Raw genomic sequence first — 24,729 nt, forward strand, 5'->3', positions numbered from 1 at the left:
TTTATTGGGCTAATTTATCCAAAGTATAGGCTATCAATTCATCGACAGCTTTGGTAGGATCTTCTCTAAAGGTTCCCTTAGCTCGATTAGCAATAATCGCATTTAAGGATAAGGCATTATGTCCTAATAAAGCCGAAAGCCCATAAATAGCGGTAGTTTCCATTTCAAGATTAGTAATTCGGTTACCGTTAAATTGAAAATGATCCATTTTAGCATTCAACTGACTATCTTGTATAGGCAAACGCAAAACACGCCCTTGGGGACCGTAAAAACCGCCTACAGTACAGGTAATTCCTTTGTGCATTCGGTCACTTGCAATTCTTTTTTCTAAGGTTTCAGAACAAGCGATAGCATAAGGTCTTCCTTTGCGCGCATCCCAATTGGTTTGTTCAATGAATGCGTCTTCGATTTCGTTATGAGTTACCGCATCCACAATATAAGAACGCAACATATTGTCTAAACCTATTCCGAATTTTGACATTACAAAACTATCTACAGGAATATCCGCTTGTATAGAACCTGAGGTTCCAATTCGGATTATATTTAAAGAAGTTAAGTTTTCTTTTGGCTGCCGCGTATTCAAATCAATATTAACTAAGGCATCCAATTCGTTCAAGACAATATCAATATTATCAGGGCCAATTCCGGTCGAAAGTACTGTTAGTCGCTTGCCTTTATAGAATCCAGTTTGGGTTTTGAATTCTCTTTTTTGTGTGGAGAATTCGATACTATCAAAAAACTGTGTAATTTTTTCGACACGATCTTGGTCACCCACAAAAATTATATCGTGGGCAATATTTTCGGGCTTTAGACTTAAGTGATACACACTTCCGTCAGGGTTTAATATCAATTCTGATGATGCAATCATTTTGTTTTATGTGTAAAATTTAAATTCGTAAATCGAATATCGTACTTAGTACATCGAATTTATCCGCCTACGCGTTTGGTTTTAAAACCTTTATCTTGAAGCATTTTCATGATACGATCGCGATAATCTCCTTGAATGATAATTTCTCCATCTTTAAATGTTCCACCCACTGCAAGTTTGCTTTTAATTTCTTTGGCTAAAACTTTGAAATCTTCGTCAGCACCTTCGTAACCGGCAATGATGGTAGTAGGTTTTCCTTTGCGCTTTTCAAATTTACAAATCATAGGTTCGGCTTGAACGAATAATTCATGCTCATTTTCTTCGACAACATCTTGTTCTTCAGAAATTTGATGATCGGGAAAAAGGTTTTTTAATTGTTCTTGTAAGTCCATTGTTTGTTTATTTTTTAACGCAGATTAGAGAAATTCGAGAAATCTGAAAATTAATATTTTAGCTACATTTTTTTTAGAACACTGATTATAGAAATTAGAGAAATCTTTAAAATTTATAATTTGGTTGTTTTTTTGAATGCAGATTAGAGAAATCTTAGTTCTTGTATTTATTGCGTTTTTTTAAGTCATTTGTGAAAATCTTTCTTCTAAATTGAGGGTCTTTACCAAAATTTAATACTAAGCCCACTTCACAATCTGTTGCTTTTAAATAGTTGATTAACTGATTTTCGTGAGCTTCAATAAGGTATTCAACACATTTCAATTCAAGAATTACTGCTTTGTTGATTATTAAATCCGGGATATAAATACCAACTACTTCATTTTTATAAAAAACTTCTATTTTCTTTTCGTGTTCAACTTCATATCCATTTTTATTTAGTTCTATAATCATACCTCTATGGTATACTTTTTCAAGAAAGCCATAGCCTAATTCATTATACACGTCATAATATATACCAATTATCGATTTGGTTAATTCTTGGTGGGGGTAGTTTTTCATTTTGATTTGGGAAGTTATTTTTGGGTATAAATATATTATTTTGGTTCACGGATTAAGAAACTAGAGAAATCTAAAAAAAATCTATGATTAGGTTATTTTTAGAACACAGATTTTAAAAATTTTTAAAATTTTAATAATCTGTGTTCTAATAAACTATAAAAGATTGAGTTGAGTTTATTTCTTAATCAATCCTAATTCAACTAAACGTTCATTTAAGTATTCACCAGCGGTTATGTCGTCAAACTGTTTAGGATGTGTCGCATCAATACATTGTTCCAGGCAATTTAGGGGCATATCGCTTACAGGATGCATGAAAAAAGGAATCGAATAACGAGACGTTCCCCATAATTCTCTAGGAGGGTTTACCACTTGATGGATAGTAGATTTTAACTTGTTATTCGTGTGTCTTGACAACATATCGCCCACATTAATCATCAATTCGTCAGGTTGTGCCATGGCATCAATCCAATCTCCGTTATGATTTTGAACTTGCAAGCCTTTACCTTGAGCACCCATCAACAAAGTAATTAAATTAATGTCGCCATGCGCTGCGGCTCTAACCGCACCATCTTTAGGTTCATCTGTAATAGGAGGGTAGTGGATTGGTCGTAAAATACTATTACCATCTTTGATAAAATTATCGAAATAGAATTCATCTAAACCGATATGTAAAGCTAATGCTCTTAAAACATAAATACCTGTTTTTTCAAGCATTTGGTAGGCTTCTTTTCCGGTCGAATTGAAATTAGCTAACTCATTTACGGTAACGTTTTTGGGATATTCGCTAGCGTATTTGGAATCATCACTTACGTATTGTCCAAAATGCCAAAACTCTTTTAAATCTCCAGCGGAGCGTCCTTTAGCATGTTCTTTTCCAAAAGAAACATAACCTCTTTGACCACCAATACCTGGGATTTCATACTTTGATTTGGTTTCTAGTGGTAACGAAAAGAAATTTCGTACTTCACTGTATAGATTTTCAACCAATTGATCATTTAAAAAATGACCTTTTAATGCTACGAAGCCAATATCTTCGTAGGCTCTTCCGATTTCATTTACAAATTTTTGTTTACGTGCCGGGTCATCCGACAGGAAATCACGCAAGTCAACACTAGGAATGTTTTGCATATTGTATGTATTTAATATCTAAAAAGCGTAAACGCTTCTCACAAATGTAAGTAATATTTTTAATTAAGGGAAATGTAGTTTTATCGATTGCTTAATTGGGCTTTTTCACGAATGATATCGCCAATTTTTCGATTTTCAATTTTGCTTTCTAACCACGAAATAATATCAAGGTATAAGAAAGCGCGTTTTTCGTAGGTGTTTTTTTCTAATTCAACGAAGCGTTCCTTCATCTTGATAAATTCTTTTTTGATGTCTCCAGGATAAATCGTATTTAAGTTTTTTAAGAAGCGAATAATTTCTTTTTGAACTTCATGTAAGTCATTCATTTTCAATAGAAATTTATACGTACTCTTCAATTGATTCTCTAAGTAATAATCGTTACCTAATTCATAGTGTAGAATCAAATACAATAGTCGTGCAAAACACATTAAATCTTCGCGCATCGTAAGATTTTTATTGTTGATGATTTTTTCTAAATAGAATAGCGATTCATTGTATTTTTCGTTTCCAAAATAAATACAAGCGATTTTATAATAAAACAACATTTCGTGGTGTTCGTCTAAATGCTCGCTATGAATATTCATTTTATACAAAACCTCAGGAATTAAATATTCACTTTCAGCGAAACTACCTTCCAGAATGTGATAATTTAATTTATTGTTGTACAAATAGAGGAATGACAAAGACGCAATATTATCATTGACCGGAAATTTAGGGTCGTTAATGGTTTCTTCTAGTTGAATTAAGTATTTCTTGAAATTAGTTTTGTATTTCAACATGAATAAAGATTCCAATAAATAATGGTTTCCTTTTAGGAAAAATACGGGATTCAAATAAATCATATTGGGATTATCATAGAAAAGAGTCACCCATTTATTGGCAAATTTATAGCAAGATAAAAAGTCTTGAACTAAGAAACTTCGCCAAAGATTAGCGTTGAAATACCAGTATTTCTCTCGGAATCCGAATTTATCTTCGTCAAATTTAGCAATGTGTTTGTTGAAATAATCGTCAATTTGATGGTATTCTTCATCGCTTTTTACATAGCCTGTTTTCAGCATGATGCCGTACAATTGAAGCGATAAATTAGATAATTTACTTGAAATAGTATTGCGGTAATTCAATTCTTTGGCTTGAACAGCTAATTCATCTGCGCGCCCTTGAATACTTCGGGTAATGTATTGCGACTCGATAAGTTTCTCGAATTCTACAATTTCATACGCCATGTGTTTTTCATCGTTTTCTAAGGCTTGTTGTTTGGTTTTGTCTAAGATTTTCAAACTCTGTTTGTATAAACCTTTGTTGTATAAAATAGTAGCAAAATCAATCTGTTCTCGCAATTGGTAGCGAATATTCTGACTTGGAATATTCAGCCTTATACTCACTAAAATTTGTTTGTACAAATAGGATTTTAAATTCGATAATTGTACTTTTTTGATACTACCACTTTTCAAAATAAGCTTCTCATCATACAACTCGGACTTGTCCAAAATATTGAACAGTTCGATGAATTTTGTATTCGAACTAGTCTCTAATCGGCTGGCAAAAATCTTGAATTGGCGTTTCTCTGATTTTGAAAGCGATTTAATTAATACAAATAAGAAATCTTTTTGATGGTTAGCCATTGTAAAATATAAAGATTTAAAATATTGAATATCAGTTGCTTATATAGTAATTATTGGCTTTATAAGCAGTATATTTTAGTAAAATGATTTTTGTAATAAACTATTAAAATCTAATTTTGTTTCAAGATGTGAAATTACATTAAATAAACGAAAATGAATAAAGATAAAGTTCAAATTTTTGATACCACTTTAAGAGACGGCGAACAGGTCCCTGGATGCAAGTTAGATACTGCACAAAAGCTTATAATTGCCAGTCGATTAGACGAAATGGGTGTTGATATTATCGAAGCGGGATTTCCCGTCTCAAGCCCTGGAGATTTTTTATCTGTTTCAGAAATCAGTAAGATTGTAAAAAATGCTACTGTTTGTGGTTTGACCAGAGCGGTAAAAAATGATATAGACGTGGCGGCTCAAGCACTTCAATATGCTAAAAAACCTCGTATTCATACTGGAATTGGAACTTCTGAATCGCACATTGTTCACAAATTAAACACTACAAAAGAAGATATTATTGCTAGAGCCAAAGCTGCTGTAGCGCATGCTAAATCGTATGTGGAAGATGTAGAGTTTTATGCAGAAGATGCTGGTAGAACTGATAATGCTTTTTTAGCACAAGTTTGCGAAGAAGTAATTAAATCAGGGGCAACTGTACTTAATATTCCAGATACTACAGGGTATTGTTTGCCTGATGAGTATGGAGCCAAAATAAAATACCTTAAGGAAAACGTAAAAGGAATTGAAAATGTGACTATTTCTTGTCACTGTCATAATGACTTAGGAATGGCAACTGCTAATTCTATCGCAGGAGCTATTAATGGAGCGCGTCAAATTGAGTGTACTATTAATGGTATTGGCGAAAGAGCTGGAAATACAGCTTTAGAAGAAGTAGTAATGGTGTTCAAACAACATCCTTATTTGAATTTATATACTGATGTAAATTCAAAACAGTTGAATGAAATGAGCCGATTGGTTTCAGATAGTATGGGAATGATGGTGCAACCTAACAAAGCTATTGTTGGCGCCAATGCTTTTGCTCACAGTTCTGGAATTCACCAAGACGGTGTGATCAAAAACAGAGCGACATACGAAATTATTGATCCTTTGGATGTAGGTGTTAATGAATCGTCAATTATTCTTACTGCAAGAAGTGGTAGAGCTGCTTTGGCTTACCGAGCTAAAAAAGTAGGCTATGAGTTGACTAAAGTACAATTGGATATCGTTTATGTCGAATTCTTGAAATTTGCCGATATTAAGAAAGAAGTGATGGACGAGGATATTCATCAAATCGTTGAAGCAAGTAAATGTTTACAAGCTTAATACATAAATAGTAAAAAAATGAATTTAAAAATAGCAGTACTTTCAGGAGATGGAATAGGTCCAGAGGTAACTTTGCAAGCTAAGAAAGCGTTGCATGCTATTGGTGTGGTATACAATCACGAGTTTGTTTTTGAAGATGCGTACATTGGCGCCATTGCTATTGAAAAAACTGGAAAACCACTTCCGGAACAAACATTGAATTTGTGTAAAAATACCGATTCGATTTTGTTTGGTGCTATTGGAGATCCAAAATATGATAATGATCCCGCAGCTAAGGTACGTCCAGAACAAGGCTTACTTAAATTGCGTAAAGAATTAGGTTTGTTTGCTAATATTAGACCAATCAAAGCCTATCCAAAATTAATGAATTCCTCTCCTATAAAAAAAGAAGTACTTCAGGGTACTGATTTTGTAGTGTATAGAGAGTTGAATGGTGGAATGTATTTTGGCGAAAAAACCACCAATGAAGAAGGTACTTATGCTTCTGATTTGTGCGAATATAACGAAGAAGAAATTGAAAAAATTTCACATTTAGCTTTCAAAGCGGCTCAGTCTAGACGCAAGAAAGTGACTTTGGTAGATAAAGCTAATGTATTAGAGACCTCTCGATTATGGCGTAAAGTGGTAACTAAAATCGCTAAAGACTATCCAGACGTTACTTTAGACTATATGTATGTGGATAATGCTTCAATGCAAATTATTGTCAATCCAAGACAATTCGATGTTGTATTAACCGATAATTTGTTTGGTGATATTTTATCCGATGAAGCCAGTGTAATCTCAGGATCTATCGGACTAATGTCTTCCGCTTCTTTGGGAGAAAAACATTCTTTATTTGAACCAATACACGGTTGCTATACCGAAGCTAAAGGAAAAAATATAGCGAATCCAATCGCCTCAATTCTTTCTGTGGCTTTGTTATTAGAGCATTTTGGTTTAGAAACCGAATCGAAAAAAGTAATCGCTGCGATAGAAAAAGCAATTGTGAGTAATGTCGTCACCGTGGATTTGAAAGTAGATTCTCAGTTTGGAACTAATGAAGTAGGTGATTTTGTATCCAACTACATTCTAAATGAAGGGGATTTGTATTTCAAAAAAGATTTTGTCCAATTAGGTCAATCAACAATAGTATAATTAGAAATTAAAATTTAGGTTGTTATCTAAAACACCTCAAAAAAATAAGAAACAATACAATGGAATTAAATAAATACAGTAAGATAATCACTCAAGACGAAACACAACCTGCTTCTCAAGCCATGTTGTACGGAATTGGATTAACTGAAGAAGATCTTAAAAAAGCGCAAGTAGGAATTGTGAGCATGGGGTATGATGGAAATACTTGCAACATGCACTTGAACGATTTAGCAAAAGAAATTAAAAATGGAGTTTGGGATGCTGATTTAGTAGGATTGATTTTTAATACTATTGGAGTAAGTGATGGTATTTCGAATGGAAATGACGGAATGCGTTTTTCATTAGTATCTAGAGATATCATTGCTGATTCGATTGAAGCTGTTATGGGAGCGCAATGGTACGATGCTATGATTGCTGTTCCAGGTTGTGATAAAAATATGCCAGGTTCTTTAATGGCTATGGGTAGAGTAAATCGTCCGTCAATTATGGTGTATGGTGGATCTATTCATCCAGGGAAATGGAAAGGGGAGTCGTTAAATATTGTTTCGGCTTTTGAAGCTTTAGGAAAAAAATTCAACAACACAATTACACCTGAAGATTTTAAAGGAGTAATCCAAAATGCTTGTCCAGGAGCTGGTGCTTGTGGCGGAATGTACACAGCTAATACCATGTCTTCAGCAATTGAAGCCTTAGGAATGAGTTTACCATACAGTTCGTCAAATCCAGCATTAAGTCCTGAAAAGAAACAAGAATGTGTAGATGCGGGTAAAGCCATTAAAATTCTATTAGAAAAAGACATTAAGCCAAGAGACATCATGACCCGTAAAGCATTTGAAAATGCAATTACTATGGTGGCAGTTTTGGGAGGTTCTACCAATGCGGTGATGCACTTAATTGCAATTGCCCATTCGGTTGGTATCGAAATTACATTAAAAGATTTCCAAGATATCAGTGATAAAACACCTCTATTGGCAGATTTAAAACCAAGTGGAAAATACTTGATGGAAGACTTACACGATGTAGGTGGTGTTCCAGCAGTAATGAAATATTTGTTAAAAGAAGGATTCTTACACGGAGATTGTTTGACTGTAACAGGAAAAACATTAGCTGAAAATTTAGCTTCTGTTCCTGATTTAAATGATGGTCAAGAAGTGGTTTATGAAATTCAAAAAGCGTTGAAACCAACAGGAAATATCCAAATTCTTTACGGAAACATTGCAACTGAAGGTTGTGTGGCTAAAATTAGCGGTAAAGAAGGAGAATTCTTTGAAGGTACAGCTATTGTTTATGAAAATGAACACGACGTAATCAAAGGAGTAAGAGGAGGAGAAGTGAAGCCTGGAAATGTGGTAATCATTCGTTATTGTGGTCCAAAAGGAGGCCCTGGTATGCCAGAAATGTTGAAACCAACATCGGCTATAATGGGAGCTGGTTTAGGAAGTACAGTAGCATTAATTACTGACGGACGTTTTTCTGGAGGTTCTCACGGTTTTGTGGTAGGACACGTTACTCCTGAAGCGTATGAAGGTGGAGCTATTGCTTTAATTCAAAATGGCGATGTGATTACAATTGACGCTGTTAAAAACACCATCGATTTGAAAATTTCTGCCGAAGAATTGGCTAAAAGAAGAGCTAATTGGGTCCAACCACCATTAAAAGTAACACAAGGAGTATTATTAAAATACGCAAGAGCAGTTTCAAGCGCCTCAACAGGTTGCGTAACTGATAAATAAGAATTGTCCTGAGCTATTTAACTAATCAAATAGAGTAAAAAAAATGAGAATATCAGGTGCAGAAGCCGTTATTAGATGCTTATTAGAAGAAGGAGTAAACTTGGTTTATGGTTATCCAGGTGGAGCCATTATGCCAGTTTATGACGAATTATATAAATTTAGAGAAGAATTACACCATGTTTTAGTTCGTCACGAGCAAGGGGCAACTCATGCTGCTCAAGGATTTGCAAGAGCTACTGGAAAAGTAGGGGTAGCCATTGCAACTTCAGGTCCAGGAGCAACTAACTTAGTGACTGGAATTGCTGATGCACAAATTGATTCTACACCTTTAGTATGTATTACAGGGCAAGTAGGAAAACATTTGTTGGGTTCGGATGCGTTTCAAGAAACGGATATTATCAGTATTTCTACTCCTGTAACCAAATGGAACTACCAAATTACAGAAGCAAGTGAAATTCCAGAAATTATTGCCAAGGCATTTTATATTGCAAAATCAGGTCGTCCAGGTCCTGTATTGATTGATATTACGAAAAATGCACAATTTGACGAATTGGATTTTAGTTATAAAAAGTGTACTAGTATTAGAAGTTATGTTCCTAAACCTACCTTAAAACTAGATCAAGTTAAAGCCGCTGCGAATATCATTAATAATGCGAAAAAACCAATGATTGTTTTTGGTCAAGGAATTATTCTTGGCGAAGCAGAAGCTGAATTAAAAGCTTTCGTAGAAAAAACAGGAATTCCTGCAGCTTGGACCGTATTGGGACTTTCAGCATTACCAACAGATCATCCATTAAATGTAGGAATGGTTGGGATGCACGGAAATTATGGGCCAAATGTTTTAACCAATGAATGTGATGTATTGATTGCATTAGGAATGCGTTTTGATGATCGTGTTACAGGTAATTTGGAAACCTATGCCAAGCAAGCCAAAGTAATTCACTTTGAAATTGATCCTGCCGAAGTCGATAAAAATGTAAAAACAGAAGTTGCTGTTTTAGGAGATGTAAAAGAAGCTTTAGCAGCAATTCTACCTATTGTGGAAACTAAGATACACGAATCTTGGCATAACGAATTTAAAGAAAAATATAAAGTTGAATTAGAAGCGGTTATTGACGATGAATTGAAACCAAAGAAAGAAGGAATTTCTATGGGAGAAACTATCGAAATGATTAACAAACACTCGAAAGGGGATGCGATAATGGTTTCGGATGTGGGACAACATCAAATGTTTACTTGTCGTTATTCAAAATTCAATTCGACTAAAAGTAATATTACTTCTGGCGGATTAGGGACAATGGGATTTGCTTTACCAGCAGCCATTGGAGCTAAAATGGGACGACCAGATCGTGAGGTAGTCGCTATTATTGGTGATGGTGGTTTCCAAATGACCATTCAGGAATTGGGAACAATTTTTCAAACTCAAGTTCCAGTTAAAATTGTAGTACTGAATAACGAATTCTTAGGAATGGTGCGCCAATGGCAACAACTGTTTTTTGACAAACGTTATGCTTCTACAGAAATGATCAATCCAAACTTTATTGCAATTGCCGAAGGGTATTACATTAAAGCGAAGAAAGTAACCAAACGAGAAGATTTAGATGCAGCAGTTGCCGAAATGATGGCTTCAAAAGAATCCTATTTCTTAGAAGTTTTGGTAGAAAAAGAGAACAACGTATTTCCAATGATTCCAACAGGAGCTTCGGTTTCTGATATCCGATTAAGTTAATAATATGGAAAATAAAACATTCACCATTTCTGTATATTCAGAAAACAATGTGGGCTTGCTAAATAGAATATCAGTGATATTCTTGAAACGTCATATCAATATTTTAAGTTTAAATGTATCTGAATCTGAAATCGAAAATGTATCTCGATTTGTGATTGTAGTAGATACAACTGAAAAATGGGTTAAAAATATTGTAGGTCAAATTGAAAAACAAATTGAGGTAATCAAGGCATTCTATCATATTGATGAAGAAACCATTTTCTTAGAAAGTGCGATTTTCAAAATCAATTCAAGTTTGTTATTTGACGAAAGACAAATTCAAAACATTATCAAAGAGAGTCATTCTGAAATTGTAACAGTTTCAAGAGACTTTTTTGTAATATCAAAATCAGGACGCCGCTCTGAAATTGATGAATTATATGCAAAATTAAAACCTTTCGGAATCATGCAATTTGTGCGTTCAGGAAGAATTTCGGTTTCCAAAGAAAAAATGGAAATCACCAGTTTATTAGAGGAATTAAAATCATAAATTAAATAGTAAAAAATGGCAAATTATTTCAATTCATTACCACTAAGATTACAATTAGAACAATTAGGAGTTTGTGAATTCATGGATCAATCAGAATTCGCAGAAGGTATTCAAGCCTTAGCTGGTAAAAAAGTAGTAATCGTAGGATGCGGTGCTCAAGGTTTGAACCAAGGTTTAAACATGAGAGATTCTGGTTTAGATATTTCTTACGCTTTACGTGCTGAAGCTATCGCAGAAAAAAGAGCTTCTTTCAAAAATGCTTCTGATAATGGTTTCAAAGTGGGAACGTATGAGGAATTAATTCCAACAGCTGACTTGGTATGTAATCTTACACCGGATAAACAACATACTGCTGTTGTAAACGCAATCATGCCTTTGATGAAAAAAGGGTCAACTTTGGCGTATTCTCACGGTTTTAATATTGTTGAGGAAGGAATGCAAATTCGTAAAGACTTAACAGTTATTATGTGTGCTCCAAAATGCCCAGGTTCTGAAGTACGTGAAGAGTACAAAAGAGGATTTGGTGTACCAACATTAATTGCAGTTCACCCAGAAAATGATCCAAATGGAGTAGGTTTGGCTCAAGCCAAAGCATACGCAGTAGCAACAGGTGGCCATAGAGCAGGAGTTTTACGTTCTTCTTTCGTAGCGGAAGTAAAATCAGATTTAATGGGAGAACAAACTATTCTTTGCGGTTTGTTGCAAACAGGTTCTATCTTGTGTTTTGACAAAATGGTTGCAGAAGGTGTTGATGCTGGATATGCTTCTAAATTAATCCAATATGGTTGGGAAACAATTACCGAAGGGTTAAAACATGGTGGTATTACAAACATGATGGATCGTTTGTCAAACCCAGCTAAAATTGCTGCGTTTAATGTTGCTGAAGAATTGAAAGACATTATGCGTCCGTTGTTCCAAAAACACATGGACGATATTATTTCAGGTCATTTCTCTAAAACGATGATGGAAGACTGGTCTAATGATGATAAAAATTTATTAGCATGGAGAGCTGCAACCGGAGAAACTAATTTTGAAAAAACACCCGCAGGTGATTTTGAAATTTCTGAGCAAGAATATTATGATAATGGAGTATTGATGGTAGCTATGGTTAAAGCTGGAGTAGAATTAGCGTTTGAAGCTATGACTGATTCAGGAATTATTGAAGAATCAGCTTACTACGAATCTTTACACGAAACACCACTTATTGCTAATACTATTGCAAGAAAAAAATTATTCGAAATGAACCGAGTAATTTCAGATACAGCTGAGTACGGATGTTATTTGTTTGACCATGCTTGTAAGCCATTAATTGCTGAGTATGTTAAAAATGCACCATCTAATTTAGTTGGTCGTCCATTTAACAACGGAAATAACGGTGTTGATAATAAAGAATTAATTGAAGTAAATAGCATCATTCGTAACCACCCTGTTGAAGAAGTAGGTGCTTGGTTGAGAGAGTCAATGACTGCAATGAAAAAAATCGTTTAGTCATACTAGTAAAGGAATTACAACACAACTTGTAAAACTGTTATTTAAATTATATCATATAAATCCCAAATTTTGAATTAGTTAGCAATTTTGGCTAATGGATATAATGAATTACAGATTATTTTCACTTCACTTTCGTTGAAAGTGGAGTGATGTAATTCCTAACATAAAAGAAGCAATTAATTGTTGTTGAATTTTGTTCGTAAAAAGCGAGATAGTTTTACTGTCTCGCTTTTTTAGTTTTAATAAAAATGACAAAACATACAAAAATCAATCATATTGTTAAATAAATTTGATTTTTTTTCATTTTGTTAAAATATTTATGCCAATTTATAAATTAAAATATTTTAACAATAACGATAGATTTAATACTTTTATAAAAAATAAATGAATCATGAGTTATTATAAAATCGATAATTTCGAACAATATTTCAAACATTATAACAAATCCATCCGTGAACCTAGAAAATTTTGGGGTAAAATAGCCGAAGAAAATTTCACGTGGTACCAGCAATGGGATAAAGTTGTTGATTTTGATATGGCTGAAGCTGACATTAAATGGTTTACAGAAGCTAAGGTCAATATTGTAAAAAATTGTATCGATAGACACCTTGCTAAACGAGGTGATAAAACGGCTATTATTTTTGAACCGAACGATCCTTCAGAAGCAGCACAACATATTACCTATAATGACTTGTATGAGAGAGTAGGTAAAATGGCCAATGTTTTAAGAGAACAGGGAATTAAAAAAGGAGATCGAGTTTGTATTTATTTACCAATGATTCCTGAACTAGCAGTTTCTGTATTGGCTTGTGCTAGAATAGGAGCCATTCACTCGGTTGTTTTTGCAGGGTTCTCAGCTTCGGCAGTTGCTTCAAGAATTATTGATTCTGAATGTAAAATGGTCATTACTTCTGATGGCGGTTATCGTGGTAATAAAACGATAGATTTAAAAGGCATTATCGATGAAGCTTTGGTAAATTGTCCTTCTGTAACTTCAGTTTTAGTAACCAAGAGAACCAATACCAACGTCAATATGAAAGAAGGACGTGACCAATGGTTACAACCACTTTTGGATGAAGCTTTGACGAATAATGTTGCTGAGATAATGGATGCTGAAGATCCTTTGTTTATTCTATATACTTCAGGTTCTACAGGGAAACCAAAAGGAATGGTGCATACCACAGCTGGGTATATGGTGTATACGGCGTACACTTTTAAAAATGTGTTTCATTATGAAGACAATGATATTTTCTGGTGTACAGCTGATATTGGCTGGATTACAGGTCATTCATATATTCTTTACGGACCTTTATTAAATGGAGCGACTACTGTAATTTTTGAAGGAGTTCCTTCGTATCCTGATTTTAGTCGTTTTTGGGAAGTAATTGAAAAACATAAAGTAACTCAGTTTTATACGGCTCCAACAGCTATTCGTGCTTTGGCAAAAGAAAGTTTGGAGTACGTTCAAAAATTTCCTTTTAAATCATTAAAAGTAATTGGATCGGTAGGAGAGCCAATCAATGAAGAAGCTTGGCACTGGTACAATGACCATGTAGGAGGAAAAAGATGTCCGGTGGTCGATACTTGGTGGCAAACCGAAACAGGGGGAATTATGATTTCGCCTTTAGCCTTTGTAACTCCAACAAAACCAACTTACGCAACACTTCCATTGCCTGGAATTCAACCCGTTTTAATGGATGATAAGCGTAATGAAATAGAAGGTAATCAAGTAGTGGGTAGTTTATGTATTAAATTTCCTTGGCCAGGAATTGCTAGAACCATTTGGGGGGATCACCAGCGTTATAAAGATACTTATTTCAGTGCTTTCCCAGGAAAATATTTTACAGGAGACGGTGCTTTACGTGATGAAGTAGGCTATTACCGAATTACTGGTCGTGTCGATGATGTGGTGATTGTTTCTGGACACAATTTAGGTACAGCACCAATTGAAGATGCTATTAACGAACATCCAGCAGTGGCTGAATCTGCTATTGTAGGTTTCCCACATGATATTAAAGGAAATGCTTTATATGGTTATGTAATTTTAAAAGAAACAGGGGAGTACCGGGATAGAGATAATTTGAGTAAAGAGATTAACCAACATATTTCAGACCACATTGGACCTATTGCTAAATTGGACAAAATCCAATTCGTATCTGGTTTGCCAAAAACACGTTCTGGAAAAATTATGCGTAGAATTTTGCGTAAAATTGCAGAAGGGGATTTCTCAAACTTTGGAGATACCACTACATTATTGAATCCGGAAGTAATTGAAGAAATTAAAGAAGGTAAATTATAAAATAATTACACTAAATATAAAGGGCGTTATTACTAATAACGCCCTTTTTTTATTTCAGTCCTAATCTTGATTTCAATTTCAAGAATAGTAATCCCATTTTATAAGCTTCTTCTGAAGCTGAATTCCTATCGCTTATAGGAACTTTATATAGCGTACACAATTCGTCTAAAGTAAATTGTTTGTCATTAATATCGTGTAATCTACGATGCATAATTTCTAGATCTAGTGGTTCGTTTTTTAATCGACCACAATCCATTTTTTCTAAAGCAGAATTAATGATTTCGACATCTATATCAGTTCGATATCCAACTAATGTCGCACTCTCAACATAACGAAGAAAAGCTTCCATCGCTTCAGGTTCTCCCAGTTTTTTCAATTTACTTTCTACTATAAATTCATTTGAAAGTCCATTGTCATGCAAGTATTTGTACTGTAATAAAGTAACTTCGAAGTTATCACCAATATAAATATTGTCATTTACTACTGCAAAACATCCAAAAGAGAGTATCACATCTTTATCGGGATCTAATCCTGTTTTTTCAGTTGAAAGAACTACGTAACGATTGGATTTTTTTTCAAATTTAGAAAGGTATTCTTTCCAAAATTCAGGGTGTTCTTTTGTTATATTTTTCAGCCAGTCTAACATAATTATGAAAATTGGGTGAGTTGAAATTTGTCTTTGATTAATTCTTCCAATTCTTTCATTGGTGCCAACGCATTTTTCAATCGCTCTTTGTCCATTTTATTCAACTCGCTTAAATTGATATATTGGCCAGAATCTTCATTTTTTAATCCTTCAATCGTTCTGAATTTAGACAAGGTCAAAAAGGCTTCGGCGCAATTAATATAAATTTCAGCATTTCTAGGGTCAGCAATAGCTAATTGTTTGAAACGAGAATAAGTGTTGTTAACTCCTTTGATAGAATAGCTTAAGGCAAAAAGACGCGCACTATCAATCAACGGCATTAAGGCACGTGTTTTAATATCAAATCTATCTTTATTAGGACCTTCTTCTTCCAGATTAAATTTTTTGAAAAAGCTTAGAGGTGCATTATTTCGTAAGGCATCATTTCCTAAGAAATCAAAGAATAAAGTATTGTTTTTAGCATTCTTATAAATAACATTTTCAATAGCTTCTTCAATTTTAGCTTCCCCAAAAGCCATTTCGTAATCAAAGAAAATACTGCTTAAATCATTACTATTTTTACCTGGAGTATTCATCCAACTATTGTATTGATTAGTCCAGTCGCTCAATGACTTACACCAAAGCGTATTACTGCCCATGTGACCGTTTGGACATAATGAATAACCAATTTTTTCAAGATTAGTAGTTGATCGTTTGGCTAATTTCAAGAAATAATCTTTAACCTCTCTATATTTATCAGGAACTACATCTTCAAAAACTAAAATACTATCCTGATCGGTTAATAATAACTGTTCTTTTCTTCCTTGGCTACCAATGCATAACCATGCAAAACGAGCAGGAGGGGAGCCTAAATCCAAAATAGCTAATTCAACGGAACGCTTAATCAAAGCTAAGTTAATCTCGCTTGCAATAGTGTAAATATGAAATAGCGGTATGTTTTTATGGATGGAATTTTGAATAATATCGGTTAATCGATCTCGCATTTGCTTTAAATCTTCAGCAGACTGGGTGCGTTTAATTTGCTTAATTAAAACGCCTGGATTGTTAGCTTGGGAAACAATTAAATCATGTTCTGAAATAATTCCTTTCACTTCTGATTGATTTGTCCCGTCAGTAGTAGCAATTAAATGAGTTACATTATTTTTTAGCATCACTAATTGGGCTTCAGCCAAAGAAATGTTTTCTACTACAGTTACCACTGGACTTGACATAATTTTGTCAATAGTAGCAGTAATAGGAAAACGCCCTGTTGCAATTTTTGTACTCATATCGGTATGAGTTGCAATACCGATTGGGAGTTTATTGTTATTACAAATTATGATACTATTGGATAGGTTTTCAGCCATCATTTTAGCTACTTCTAGAACAACATTATCGGTGGTAGTTGTTAGCGGAAGTCTATTGTATGTTAAGGACTGAAAATACTGCATGTCAGAGGATTGCTGGTCGGAATAAACCACGTTGTCTGAAAGCAATTTCCCTCTGATATTCTTGTCGTTCGGGTTATTTGTGTTGGTAGCAAAACTTTCTAACAAGAAATCCAAAACATTAGGATTGTTAGCCACAAATGGTCTAAAAGTAGCAATTGGAATAGCATATACAATACTTTCTTCACGTGCTTTTGCCGTCATCATATAATTGTTTTTGGCAAAAAACGGGCGTAAACCAAAAATATCACCTTCATGACATTTATTTAATAAAGTTTCTTCAGCATCTGCTATAACGGATAAGTGAATTACCCCAGAAGCAACTACGTAAAAACAATCGTGTAATTTATCATCGATTTGGAACAAGGTTTTATATTTTTCCAAATTCACCACTCGAATATTAGTAGCAATTTCTGATAATTCTTCAAAGGTCAAATTATCAAATGGTGGAAATTTTTTTAAAAAGTCTGCAATATGTTCTGCAACAGTATTCATAATCGGTGAGGAATAATTTTTACAAAGGCTAATTTAAGAATTTATACTGTGCTAGCAATAATAGAAGTAGAATACTATTAACTATTTTTAATTGCTTATTGTTGATATATATAGGCTATTGAAATATTCTATTTTACATAATATAAATTATAGTTCAATTATATTAAATTAAAATTGTCAAAGAATAAGTCGTTTAATACCAAAAAATTATCTTTTTTGTTTTTTAATTGGTTGTTCTATGGTTGCAGTCACCTGTTGTAAATGATTGGCCAACAATTTTTCAATTAATTCATCTTTAGTCAAATGATGAAAAATAGTTTTGACTTTAGTTTTTAATTCAGAATCTAAATCGTGATTGGGTTTTGTCTTGAATATTTTTTTTGCCCACAATAAAGTATTGTTTTCTTCAATACTGGCAACGGTTGGTTTTTTATACTCAAAAAATTGAATTCCCAATTCTTTTTCAAAATCAGCAATTTCGGCAACTTCTTCAGCCTGTAAAACTGTTAACGAAAGCCCTTTAGCTCCAGCTCTTGCAGTTCTACCGCTTCGATGTACATAGGCTTCGTAAACATCTGGTAAATGGTAATTAACTACAAAAGACACATCGGCTACATCAATTCCTCTTGCAGCTAAATCAGTTGCAATCAAGAGATTAATATGTCCTTCACGAAATTGCCCCATGATTCTATCTCGAATACCTTGTGATAAACTTCCGTGTATAGCACCAGAAGAAAATTTATTTATCGCTAAATTTTTAGCTAATTTATTTACTGCTGCTTTGGTTTTGCAAAAAATAATGCCTCTTTCGTTTTCTCTAGAATTTAAAAAATGCATTAAAACATCTAATTTTTCTATAGGATCTACGACAATAAATTGATGATCAATCCCTTGATTACCAATAGTTTCCATACTAGCACTAATTTCAACTACATTTTTAGATAAGTAGTTCTGAATGAGTTGTTTGATAGTCCCAGGTAAAGTTGCTGAAAATAGAAAAGTACGATGATTTTTTGGCAATTCAGCAACAATTTCATCTAAGCTTTCTTTTAAAATACTCACCATTTCGTCTGCTTCATCGAGCACTAAAAAAGTGGTTTCTTTTAAATTGATTGCTTTTCGTTGAATTAAATCGATTAGCCTTCCAGGAGTGGCAACTACTATATGTGTAGGTAATTTAAGTCGCTCTATTTGTGGTTTTATTGGAATTCCACCACAAGTTGCGGCAATTGATATTCCGTCTAAATATTTTGAGAATTGTTCTAAATTAGTATGGATTTGGTGTCCTAATTCACGTGTTGGAACCAAAATAACAGATTGTATCGCAGGTTTTTCAACTTGAATTAATTGCAAAAGTGGTAATCCAAAAGCCGCTGTTTTCCCAGTTCCCGTCTTGGCTAACCCTACTACATCGGTAGTATTGGATAGTAATTGCGGAATTGCTTTTTGCTGAATTTCTGTCGGTTCAACAATTTTCAATTCAGTTAATGCTTGTACTAATGGATTTGAAATTCCTAATTCAGAAAATTGTTTGGACATGGTTTCAGTTTTTGTAAAGGATTAAATATCGTAATTTAATCGGCTTCGTTCATTATTTTTTCGCGGTACTTCTTCCCTATCAATACCGTTAATTTCATCTTATAGTCTTCTACTAACCATTCTCGGTAGTTTTTACTGCATTGGCTCAAGCATTTTGAAAAACGTTTTACCCTACATTCAATATCTTCTTCTAGTTCTCGGGCAAGTGTTTTAGCTCCTTGTAAATCTTCGGTATTATCTACACACATGGCGGCGTGTTGTTCTAATGATTTTTCTAACACGACTTTAGAACGTAAATTTTGACGAATGACTAATTTGTGTTCTTCATCAACATCAAAGGTAACGACTTTAGTTTTACTAAATTTGGCACGCAATTCGGGTGGCATTTCATACTTGAAATACATTTCAATTTCGGCATCATCACGCAGGTTCTCTAAATAATATTCGGGTGATTTGAAAATATGTTGCCAATTTACAGGATCACTCCAAAGTCCGAATCGTGCTGCATTATTTCCTAAATCAATTACTGTAAACTCGTCTTTATTATCTAATTTTCGAGAACCACGACCAATCATTTGAAAATAAAGTGTCAAAGATTTTGTAGCTCTATTAAGAATGATGGTTTCAACTGTTGGTTCATCAAATCCAGTGGTCAAAATCCCAACAGAAGTTAATATAGCATTGGGTGTGTGTTTGAACCAATGTAAAATATCTTTTCGTTCTTCAGTACTGCTTGTATTGTCGAGATGTCTTACATCGTACCCTGCTTCTCTGAAAGTTTCGTACACATATAGAGAGGTATTGATTCCGTTGTTAAAAATTAACGTTTTTTTGCCCAATGATTTTTCGGTATAGGCATGCAATAATTTTTCTTGCATTGCCATATTCGTATATAAATCATCCGATGATTTTACCGTATAATCTCCGTTGATACCTACTTTTAAAGAGGTTAACCCCACATCATAACTATAGGTTATGGCTTTTGCCAAGAAACCTTTGTTGATTAAGGATTGAATAGTATCTCCAACAATTAATTCATCATAGTTTTGATGCATTGGTAATTTAATATTGGAACTCAAAGGAGTTGCTGTAACTCCTAAAATGAATGCTTTTTTGAAAGAACTCAATAGCTTTCTAAAAGAATTGTAGTGTGCCTCGTCAATTATAACTAATCCAATGTTATCCAGATGCAGCTTTTCATCATTGATACGATTTTTAAGCGTTTCAACCATAGCCACAAAACAGGAATAGTCATTTTGATCTGGAAGCTCTTTTACATTACTATTGATGATTTTGTTTTTAACGCCAAAACCTTTTAACATTTTAGAAGTTTGCTTACACAATTCAATTCGATGTGTTAACACCACTACTTTTTTGTCGTGCTTTTTGATGTAACGACGAACAATCTCTGAAAATATCACAGTTTTCCCCCCACCAGTAGGCAATTGGTATAATAAATGGTGTTGTGGAGAGGCGTTATCAATGCGCTCAAAAATGGCATCTATATCACCTTTTTGGTAATCATAGAGTTCTTTTCTGTCTTCAAATTCTGTGTCTAAAGTGTTTTGAGGCATTGCTGTTTTTGGATTTTTGCAAAAGTACAGCTAAAAAACAGTTATTCGGTTATTTTTAATTTAAAAAAATCCCCTTCATTAAAAAATAAGTTTTTTAAAATTCTAAACGAGAAATAATTCGTTCAAAATCGTATTCATTAATCCATTTTTGATTCAATGTTTCTTGATGAATAGTACTAATTCTGGCTTTAAATTCACCATAAATACCATTAGAAATTATAAAATCTGTAGCTTGTTCAAAGGAATTGAACATACTCTTATAGAATAATTCTTGTTTAATAGGATTTTCAGATGAGTAGGTTTGTGCAATTTCAATATTATAAAGCATTACATCAGCAATAATAAAAGGATCAACACCTAATACTATAAAATGTTTAATGAATTTTTGTGCTACTGAACGTCGTAATTTTGGTTTACTGCGTCGGCTTAATTTCTTTATTGGAAAATATTCGTTAGAAATTTTGAGTTTGCATTCTTGTAATAGTAATTCTTCCTTAGGATTAAAAACAAAATTGTAAAATACTTTTACCGGACTAAATTTTTCATACAACTCAATAATTTGTTCTTCCAGTTGTTCTTTACTCAATTCGGAAAGATATTTTTTTAGATCGCGTTTACTCATAATCTCGGCTTTAATGATGCAAAGGTAAATTACTTTAGGAATTCATGCGATTAAAATCAATGTTATTACTAATTTTGAGCAATAAAATCTACAAAATAGACCTATGTTGAAATTTTTTAAAGTAGTTGCTTTATTAGAAGGTACTTCCCTCCTACTATTATTGTTATTTGCAATGCCAATGAAATACATCTTTCAGATACCTATATTTGTTCAAATGATAGGAATGGCTCATGGGGTACTTTTTATAGCGTATATAATCATGGCTGTTATGCTAAAAATAGAATGCAATTGGACTTTTAAAAAGTTTGGCATTATCAGTGTCGCTTCAGTAGTACCTTTTGGGACTTTTTATGTAGACAAAAAATATTTAAACTAAACATGACAAGAGAATCATTCATAAAAGAATTTCGCGGACTAACTTTAGGTGAAATCAGTAGTCAATCTTCTGAAGAGGAAGTATTCCAGAATAGCACTTTACGTCCCATTTTAAAACTTCAAAATGATTTGATTATTGCTGTTTTTCAATCGTACCTAAATCAAAATAAGATTCCTTTCGATGATTTTTCGTTAGATAAGAAAATGAAAACAATTGAGGTCGCTATTTTGAAAGACATTTCGTTTCAAAACACGCTTAAAGGGATAGTTGTAGGGCTATTTACTATAAACGAATTTTCTTTATATTCAAACAATACTTCAGGTTTTAACAAAAGAATCCGCTCCATGCTCATCGAAAGATTACAGAGCCAATTGCAATTAATTTAAGAATATAAATCTACTTTTTATTTAGATTAGAATTATTTATTTAATTAAATATCAATGACTTAAATAATTAAATAATCTACTTTTTTTTAAGCGACACTCTTTTTAACATATAAAGAACTTACTTTTACAATCAGGAAGCGAAATCGTTTTCTGATGGTTTAATTTTATTTTTTTACAATTTTAAATTTTGAGTTATATAATCTTTTAACGACTTATTACGTCATTTTAACGCATTGAAAAACGAATTTAAGATTTAACAATAATTAAAATGTAAGTTTTGAATTACAAATTGACTTTAAAAACTGAATTAATTTTATTTTTTTTACAGTTATAAAATCAGATAAACTTAAAAATTGTATCGTAAAATCATAAAATTTGATTTTATTCGACATAATTTAATCAGAATGTCTTAAATAATTGAAAAAAATTGAATTCTATCAATAAATTAACATTAAAAAAACGAATCTGTTTTTTTATTTATTATTATTGTAAGTAACTAATAATACTCTATTAACAAACTAAATAACACATAAAAACAAACCAAATGGAAAGAAGGGAAGCACTAAAAAGAGTTGCCTATTTAATGGGAGGAGCCATTTCAGCAACTACAATGGGCGTTTTATTTGAAAGTTTTACAGTTTTAGATAAATCTAAAATGGTTAACTTTTCAGTGTCAGACGAAGCAATTCTAGCTGAATTTGCTGAAATTATTATTCCAACAACGGCAGCTTGTCCAGGAGCTAAAGCGGCTGGATTAGGCACTTTTATTCCGAAAATGATTAGAGACTGTTATCCGGCTAATTTACAAGAGTTATTTGCTTCGGGATTAAAAGCTATGGATGAAAAATGTATCAAAACTTTTGGGAAAAACTTTGTAACGCTTTCAGATGCGGAACGTTTGCAAGTTGTTACTGAATTGAGAGAGGATGCAAAAGCAAACCACAAACAGCCTTCATTCTTTACAATTGCCAGAGATTTAACAATATTAGGATATTATTCTTCTGAAATTGGATGTACACAAGCCCGTGAATATTTATTAATTCCAGGACGATATGACGGAAGCGCACCTTTAGAGCCAGGTCAAAAAGCGTGGGCTACTTCATAATAATTTTAACTTTCGAAATTAGTTTAAACTCAAAAAAATACACATCGTGAATATAAACACCAATTTAAAAGAACAAAATACTTATGACGCAATCGTTATAGGTTCAGGAATAAGTGGCGGTTGGGCTGCAAAAGAATTGACCGAAAAAGGGTTACGCGTTTTAATGTTAGAACGTGGAATGAATATTGAGCATGTTAAAGATTACGAATCTGCTATGAAAAGCCCTTGGGAATTTGAACATGCAGGAAAAATGACTCAAGAGCAAAAAAGAACGCATCCAGTTCAAATTAGAGATTATCCGTATCAAGAAGCAAATGAGAAATGGTGGGTAAATGATTTAGAATGTCCTTATACTGAAGAAAAGCGTTTTGATTGGTATAGAGGTTTTCACGTGGGTGGAAAATCATTAATGTGGGGACGTCAAAGTTACCGTTTTAGTGATGTCAATTTTGAAGACAATAAGAAGGATGGTCATGGAAACGACTGGCCTATTCGTTATAAAGATTTAGCACCTTGGTATGATTATGCTGAAAAATTTGCTGGAATCAGTGGACAAAATGAAAATTGGCCAATGCTACCAGATGGTCACTTTCTTCCACCAATGGATTTGAACTGTGTTGAAAAATCAGTAAAAGAAAGAATCGAAAAACATTATAACAGAGAAAGAATCTTAACTATCGGTCGTACAGCCAACTTAACGGTTCCTCATAATGGACGTGGTAATTGTCAATACCGAAATTTATGTAGTCGTGGTTGTCCATTTGGAGCTTATTTCAGCACGCAATCAGCTACTTTACCTGCTGCTATGGCAACTAAAAGATTAACTGTAAGACCCTACTCTATTGTAAATCATATCATTTATGATAAAAATACAAAGAAAGCTAAAGGAGTTATGGTAATTGATGCAGAAACAAATGAAACCATGGAGTTTTATGCTAAAATTGTTTTTGTAAATGGTTCTACTCTTGGATCTACTTTCATTTTATTAAACTCTACTTCTGAAGCACATCCTAATGGTTTAGGTAATGGAAGTGGTCAATTAGGTCACAACTTGATGGATCACCATTTCCGTTGTGGTGCTGAAGGAACTGCAGAAGGATTTGAAGACAAATACACTTATGGACGTCGTGCCAACGGTATTTATGTACCTCGTTACCAAAATTATGGTAATGACAAACGTGATTATTTAAGAGGATTTGGTTACCAAGGTGGTGCAAGTCGTGGCAACTGGCAAGCAGATGTTGCTGAATTGGCTTTTGGAACTGATTTCAAAAATAATATGTCTAAACCTGCTGATCATTGGAAAATGGGTCTTGGAGGATTTGGAGAAATGTTACCTTATTATGAAAATAAAGTAACTATTGATCACACTAAAAAAGACAAATGGGGTCAGCCAGTGCTTAAAATTGATTGTGAATACAAAGAGAATGAGGCAAAAATGCGTGAGGATATGATGAATGATGCTGCTGAAATGTTAGAAGCAGCTGGAATGAAAAATATTCAAACCTATGACAATGATTGTTATCCTGGTATGGCAATCCACGAAATGGGTACCGCTCGTATGGGTAACGACCCTAAAGATTCTGTATTAAACAAATGGAATCAAATGCATGAAGTAAGTAATGTATTTGTTACTGATGGATCTTGTATGCCTTCTATTGCATGCCAAAACCCATCGTTAACTTTCATGGCGTTAACTGCTCGTGCAGCCGATTATGCAGTAAAAGAATTAAAGAAAAAAAATATCTAGGTTAC

General features: G+C 33.5%; 21 protein-coding genes. 11 read left to right on the forward strand and 10 right to left on the reverse strand.

Translation table 11 applies throughout. From position 1 onward, the window contains the following. Position 1: 1 nt before the first annotated feature. The 5 genes from RMR09_RS10595 to RMR09_RS10615 all read right to left on the reverse strand — a co-directional run bounded on the left by RMR09_RS10595 (position 2) and on the right by RMR09_RS10615 (position 4,572). The gene (locus RMR09_RS10595) at positions 2 to 868 is read right to left on the reverse strand and encodes a nucleoside phosphorylase (RefSeq protein ID WP_310595771.1); all 867 of its coding nucleotides are present in this window, start codon (positions 866 to 868) and stop codon (positions 2 to 4) included. A 59-nt stretch (positions 869 to 927) separates the two neighbouring features. Further along, positions 928 to 1,260: a translation initiation factor gene (locus RMR09_RS10600; RefSeq protein ID WP_310595772.1), complete on the reverse strand. Its 333-nt coding sequence runs from the start codon at positions 1,258 to 1,260 to the stop codon at positions 928 to 930. 154 nt (positions 1,261 to 1,414) lie between these two features. After that, on the reverse strand, positions 1,415 to 1,819 hold the full coding sequence (locus tag RMR09_RS10605) for a GxxExxY protein (protein ID WP_310595773.1): 405 nt from the start codon (positions 1,817 to 1,819) through the stop codon (positions 1,415 to 1,417). 174 nt (positions 1,820 to 1,993) lie between these two features. After that, entirely contained in the window at positions 1,994 to 2,947 is a 954-nt protein-coding gene (locus RMR09_RS10610; RefSeq protein ID WP_310595774.1) for a 2-oxoglutarate and iron-dependent oxygenase domain-containing protein, read from the reverse strand. A gap of 80 nt (positions 2,948 to 3,027) precedes the next feature. Next, positions 3,028 to 4,572 carry a hypothetical protein gene (locus tag RMR09_RS10615; protein ID WP_310595775.1) on the reverse strand — a complete coding sequence of 515 codons (1,545 nt, stop codon included), beginning with the start codon at positions 4,570 to 4,572 and terminating at the stop codon, positions 3,028 to 3,030. A gap of 153 nt (positions 4,573 to 4,725) precedes the next feature. Here RMR09_RS10615 and RMR09_RS10620 point away from each other — a divergent pair, with 153 nt between their 5' ends. The 7 genes from RMR09_RS10620 (at position 4,726) to acs (ending at position 14,804) form a co-directional block, all read left to right on the forward strand. Beyond that, positions 4,726 to 5,889: a 2-isopropylmalate synthase gene (locus RMR09_RS10620; RefSeq protein WP_310595776.1), complete on the forward strand. Its 1,164-nt coding sequence runs from the start codon at positions 4,726 to 4,728 to the stop codon at positions 5,887 to 5,889. A gap of 18 nt (positions 5,890 to 5,907) precedes the next feature. Next, positions 5,908 to 7,023, forward strand: a complete 1,116-nt coding sequence (leuB, locus tag RMR09_RS10625; protein ID WP_310595777.1) for a 3-isopropylmalate dehydrogenase — start codon at positions 5,908 to 5,910, stop codon at positions 7,021 to 7,023. A gap of 59 nt (positions 7,024 to 7,082) precedes the next feature. After that, complete coding sequence (gene ilvD / locus RMR09_RS10630) at positions 7,083 to 8,756, forward strand: dihydroxy-acid dehydratase (RefSeq protein WP_310595778.1); 1,674 nt, start codon at positions 7,083 to 7,085, stop codon at positions 8,754 to 8,756. A 43-nt stretch (positions 8,757 to 8,799) separates the two neighbouring features. Beyond that, a complete protein-coding gene (gene ilvB, locus RMR09_RS10635; protein WP_310595779.1) occupies positions 8,800 to 10,485 on the forward strand; it encodes a biosynthetic-type acetolactate synthase large subunit in 1,686 nt (561 codons plus the stop codon). 4 nt (positions 10,486 to 10,489) lie between these two features. After that, positions 10,490 to 11,014, forward strand: a complete 525-nt coding sequence (gene ilvN / locus RMR09_RS10640) for an acetolactate synthase small subunit (RefSeq protein ID WP_310595780.1) — start codon at positions 10,490 to 10,492, stop codon at positions 11,012 to 11,014. A 15-nt stretch (positions 11,015 to 11,029) separates the two neighbouring features. Then, positions 11,030 to 12,502 carry a ketol-acid reductoisomerase gene (gene ilvC / locus RMR09_RS10645; RefSeq protein ID WP_310595781.1) on the forward strand — a complete coding sequence of 491 codons (1,473 nt, stop codon included), beginning with the start codon at positions 11,030 to 11,032 and terminating at the stop codon, positions 12,500 to 12,502. 394 nt (positions 12,503 to 12,896) lie between these two features. Beyond that, entirely contained in the window at positions 12,897 to 14,804 is a 1,908-nt protein-coding gene (gene acs / locus RMR09_RS10650) for an acetate--CoA ligase (protein ID WP_310595782.1), read from the forward strand. Positions 14,805 to 14,853: 49 nt separating this feature from the next. Here acs and RMR09_RS10655 read toward each other — a convergent pair whose 3' ends face one another. From RMR09_RS10655 to RMR09_RS10675, 5 genes are all read right to left on the reverse strand, one after another. Continuing rightward, the gene (locus tag RMR09_RS10655) at positions 14,854 to 15,450 is read right to left on the reverse strand and encodes an exonuclease domain-containing protein (protein ID WP_310595783.1); all 597 of its coding nucleotides are present in this window, start codon (positions 15,448 to 15,450) and stop codon (positions 14,854 to 14,856) included. A 2-nt stretch (positions 15,451 to 15,452) separates the two neighbouring features. Continuing rightward, a complete protein-coding gene (locus RMR09_RS10660; protein ID WP_310595784.1) occupies positions 15,453 to 17,372 on the reverse strand; it encodes a DUF294 nucleotidyltransferase-like domain-containing protein in 1,920 nt (639 codons plus the stop codon). A 207-nt stretch (positions 17,373 to 17,579) separates the two neighbouring features. After that, complete coding sequence (locus RMR09_RS10665) at positions 17,580 to 18,911, reverse strand: DEAD/DEAH box helicase (RefSeq protein WP_310595785.1); 1,332 nt, start codon at positions 18,909 to 18,911, stop codon at positions 17,580 to 17,582. 35 nt (positions 18,912 to 18,946) lie between these two features. Beyond that, positions 18,947 to 20,485: a DEAD/DEAH box helicase gene (locus RMR09_RS10670; protein ID WP_310595786.1), complete on the reverse strand. Its 1,539-nt coding sequence runs from the start codon at positions 20,483 to 20,485 to the stop codon at positions 18,947 to 18,949. Positions 20,486 to 20,579: 94 nt separating this feature from the next. Then, complete coding sequence (locus tag RMR09_RS10675; protein ID WP_310595787.1) at positions 20,580 to 21,107, reverse strand: DUF6155 family protein; 528 nt, start codon at positions 21,105 to 21,107, stop codon at positions 20,580 to 20,582. Positions 21,108 to 21,210: 103 nt separating this feature from the next. Here RMR09_RS10675 and RMR09_RS10680 point away from each other — a divergent pair, with 103 nt between their 5' ends. The 4 genes from RMR09_RS10680 (at position 21,211) to RMR09_RS10695 (ending at position 24,724) form a co-directional block, all read left to right on the forward strand. After that, positions 21,211 to 21,483, forward strand: coding sequence for a DUF3817 domain-containing protein (locus tag RMR09_RS10680; protein WP_310595788.1), 273 nt, complete (start codon positions 21,211 to 21,213; stop codon positions 21,481 to 21,483). A 2-nt stretch (positions 21,484 to 21,485) separates the two neighbouring features. Then, positions 21,486 to 21,869, forward strand: coding sequence for a glyoxalase (locus tag RMR09_RS10685; protein WP_310595789.1), 384 nt, complete (start codon positions 21,486 to 21,488; stop codon positions 21,867 to 21,869). Positions 21,870 to 22,413: 544 nt separating this feature from the next. Beyond that, on the forward strand, positions 22,414 to 22,974 hold the full coding sequence (locus RMR09_RS10690; RefSeq protein WP_310595790.1) for a gluconate 2-dehydrogenase subunit 3 family protein: 561 nt from the start codon (positions 22,414 to 22,416) through the stop codon (positions 22,972 to 22,974). A 43-nt stretch (positions 22,975 to 23,017) separates the two neighbouring features. Next, a complete protein-coding gene (locus tag RMR09_RS10695) occupies positions 23,018 to 24,724 on the forward strand; it encodes a GMC oxidoreductase (RefSeq protein WP_409070963.1) in 1,707 nt (568 codons plus the stop codon). Positions 24,725 to 24,729 lie beyond the last annotated feature (5 nt).

This window comes from Flavobacterium sp. (assembly GCF_031537875.1).
GTDB lineage: Bacteria > Bacteroidota > Bacteroidia > Flavobacteriales > Flavobacteriaceae > Flavobacterium.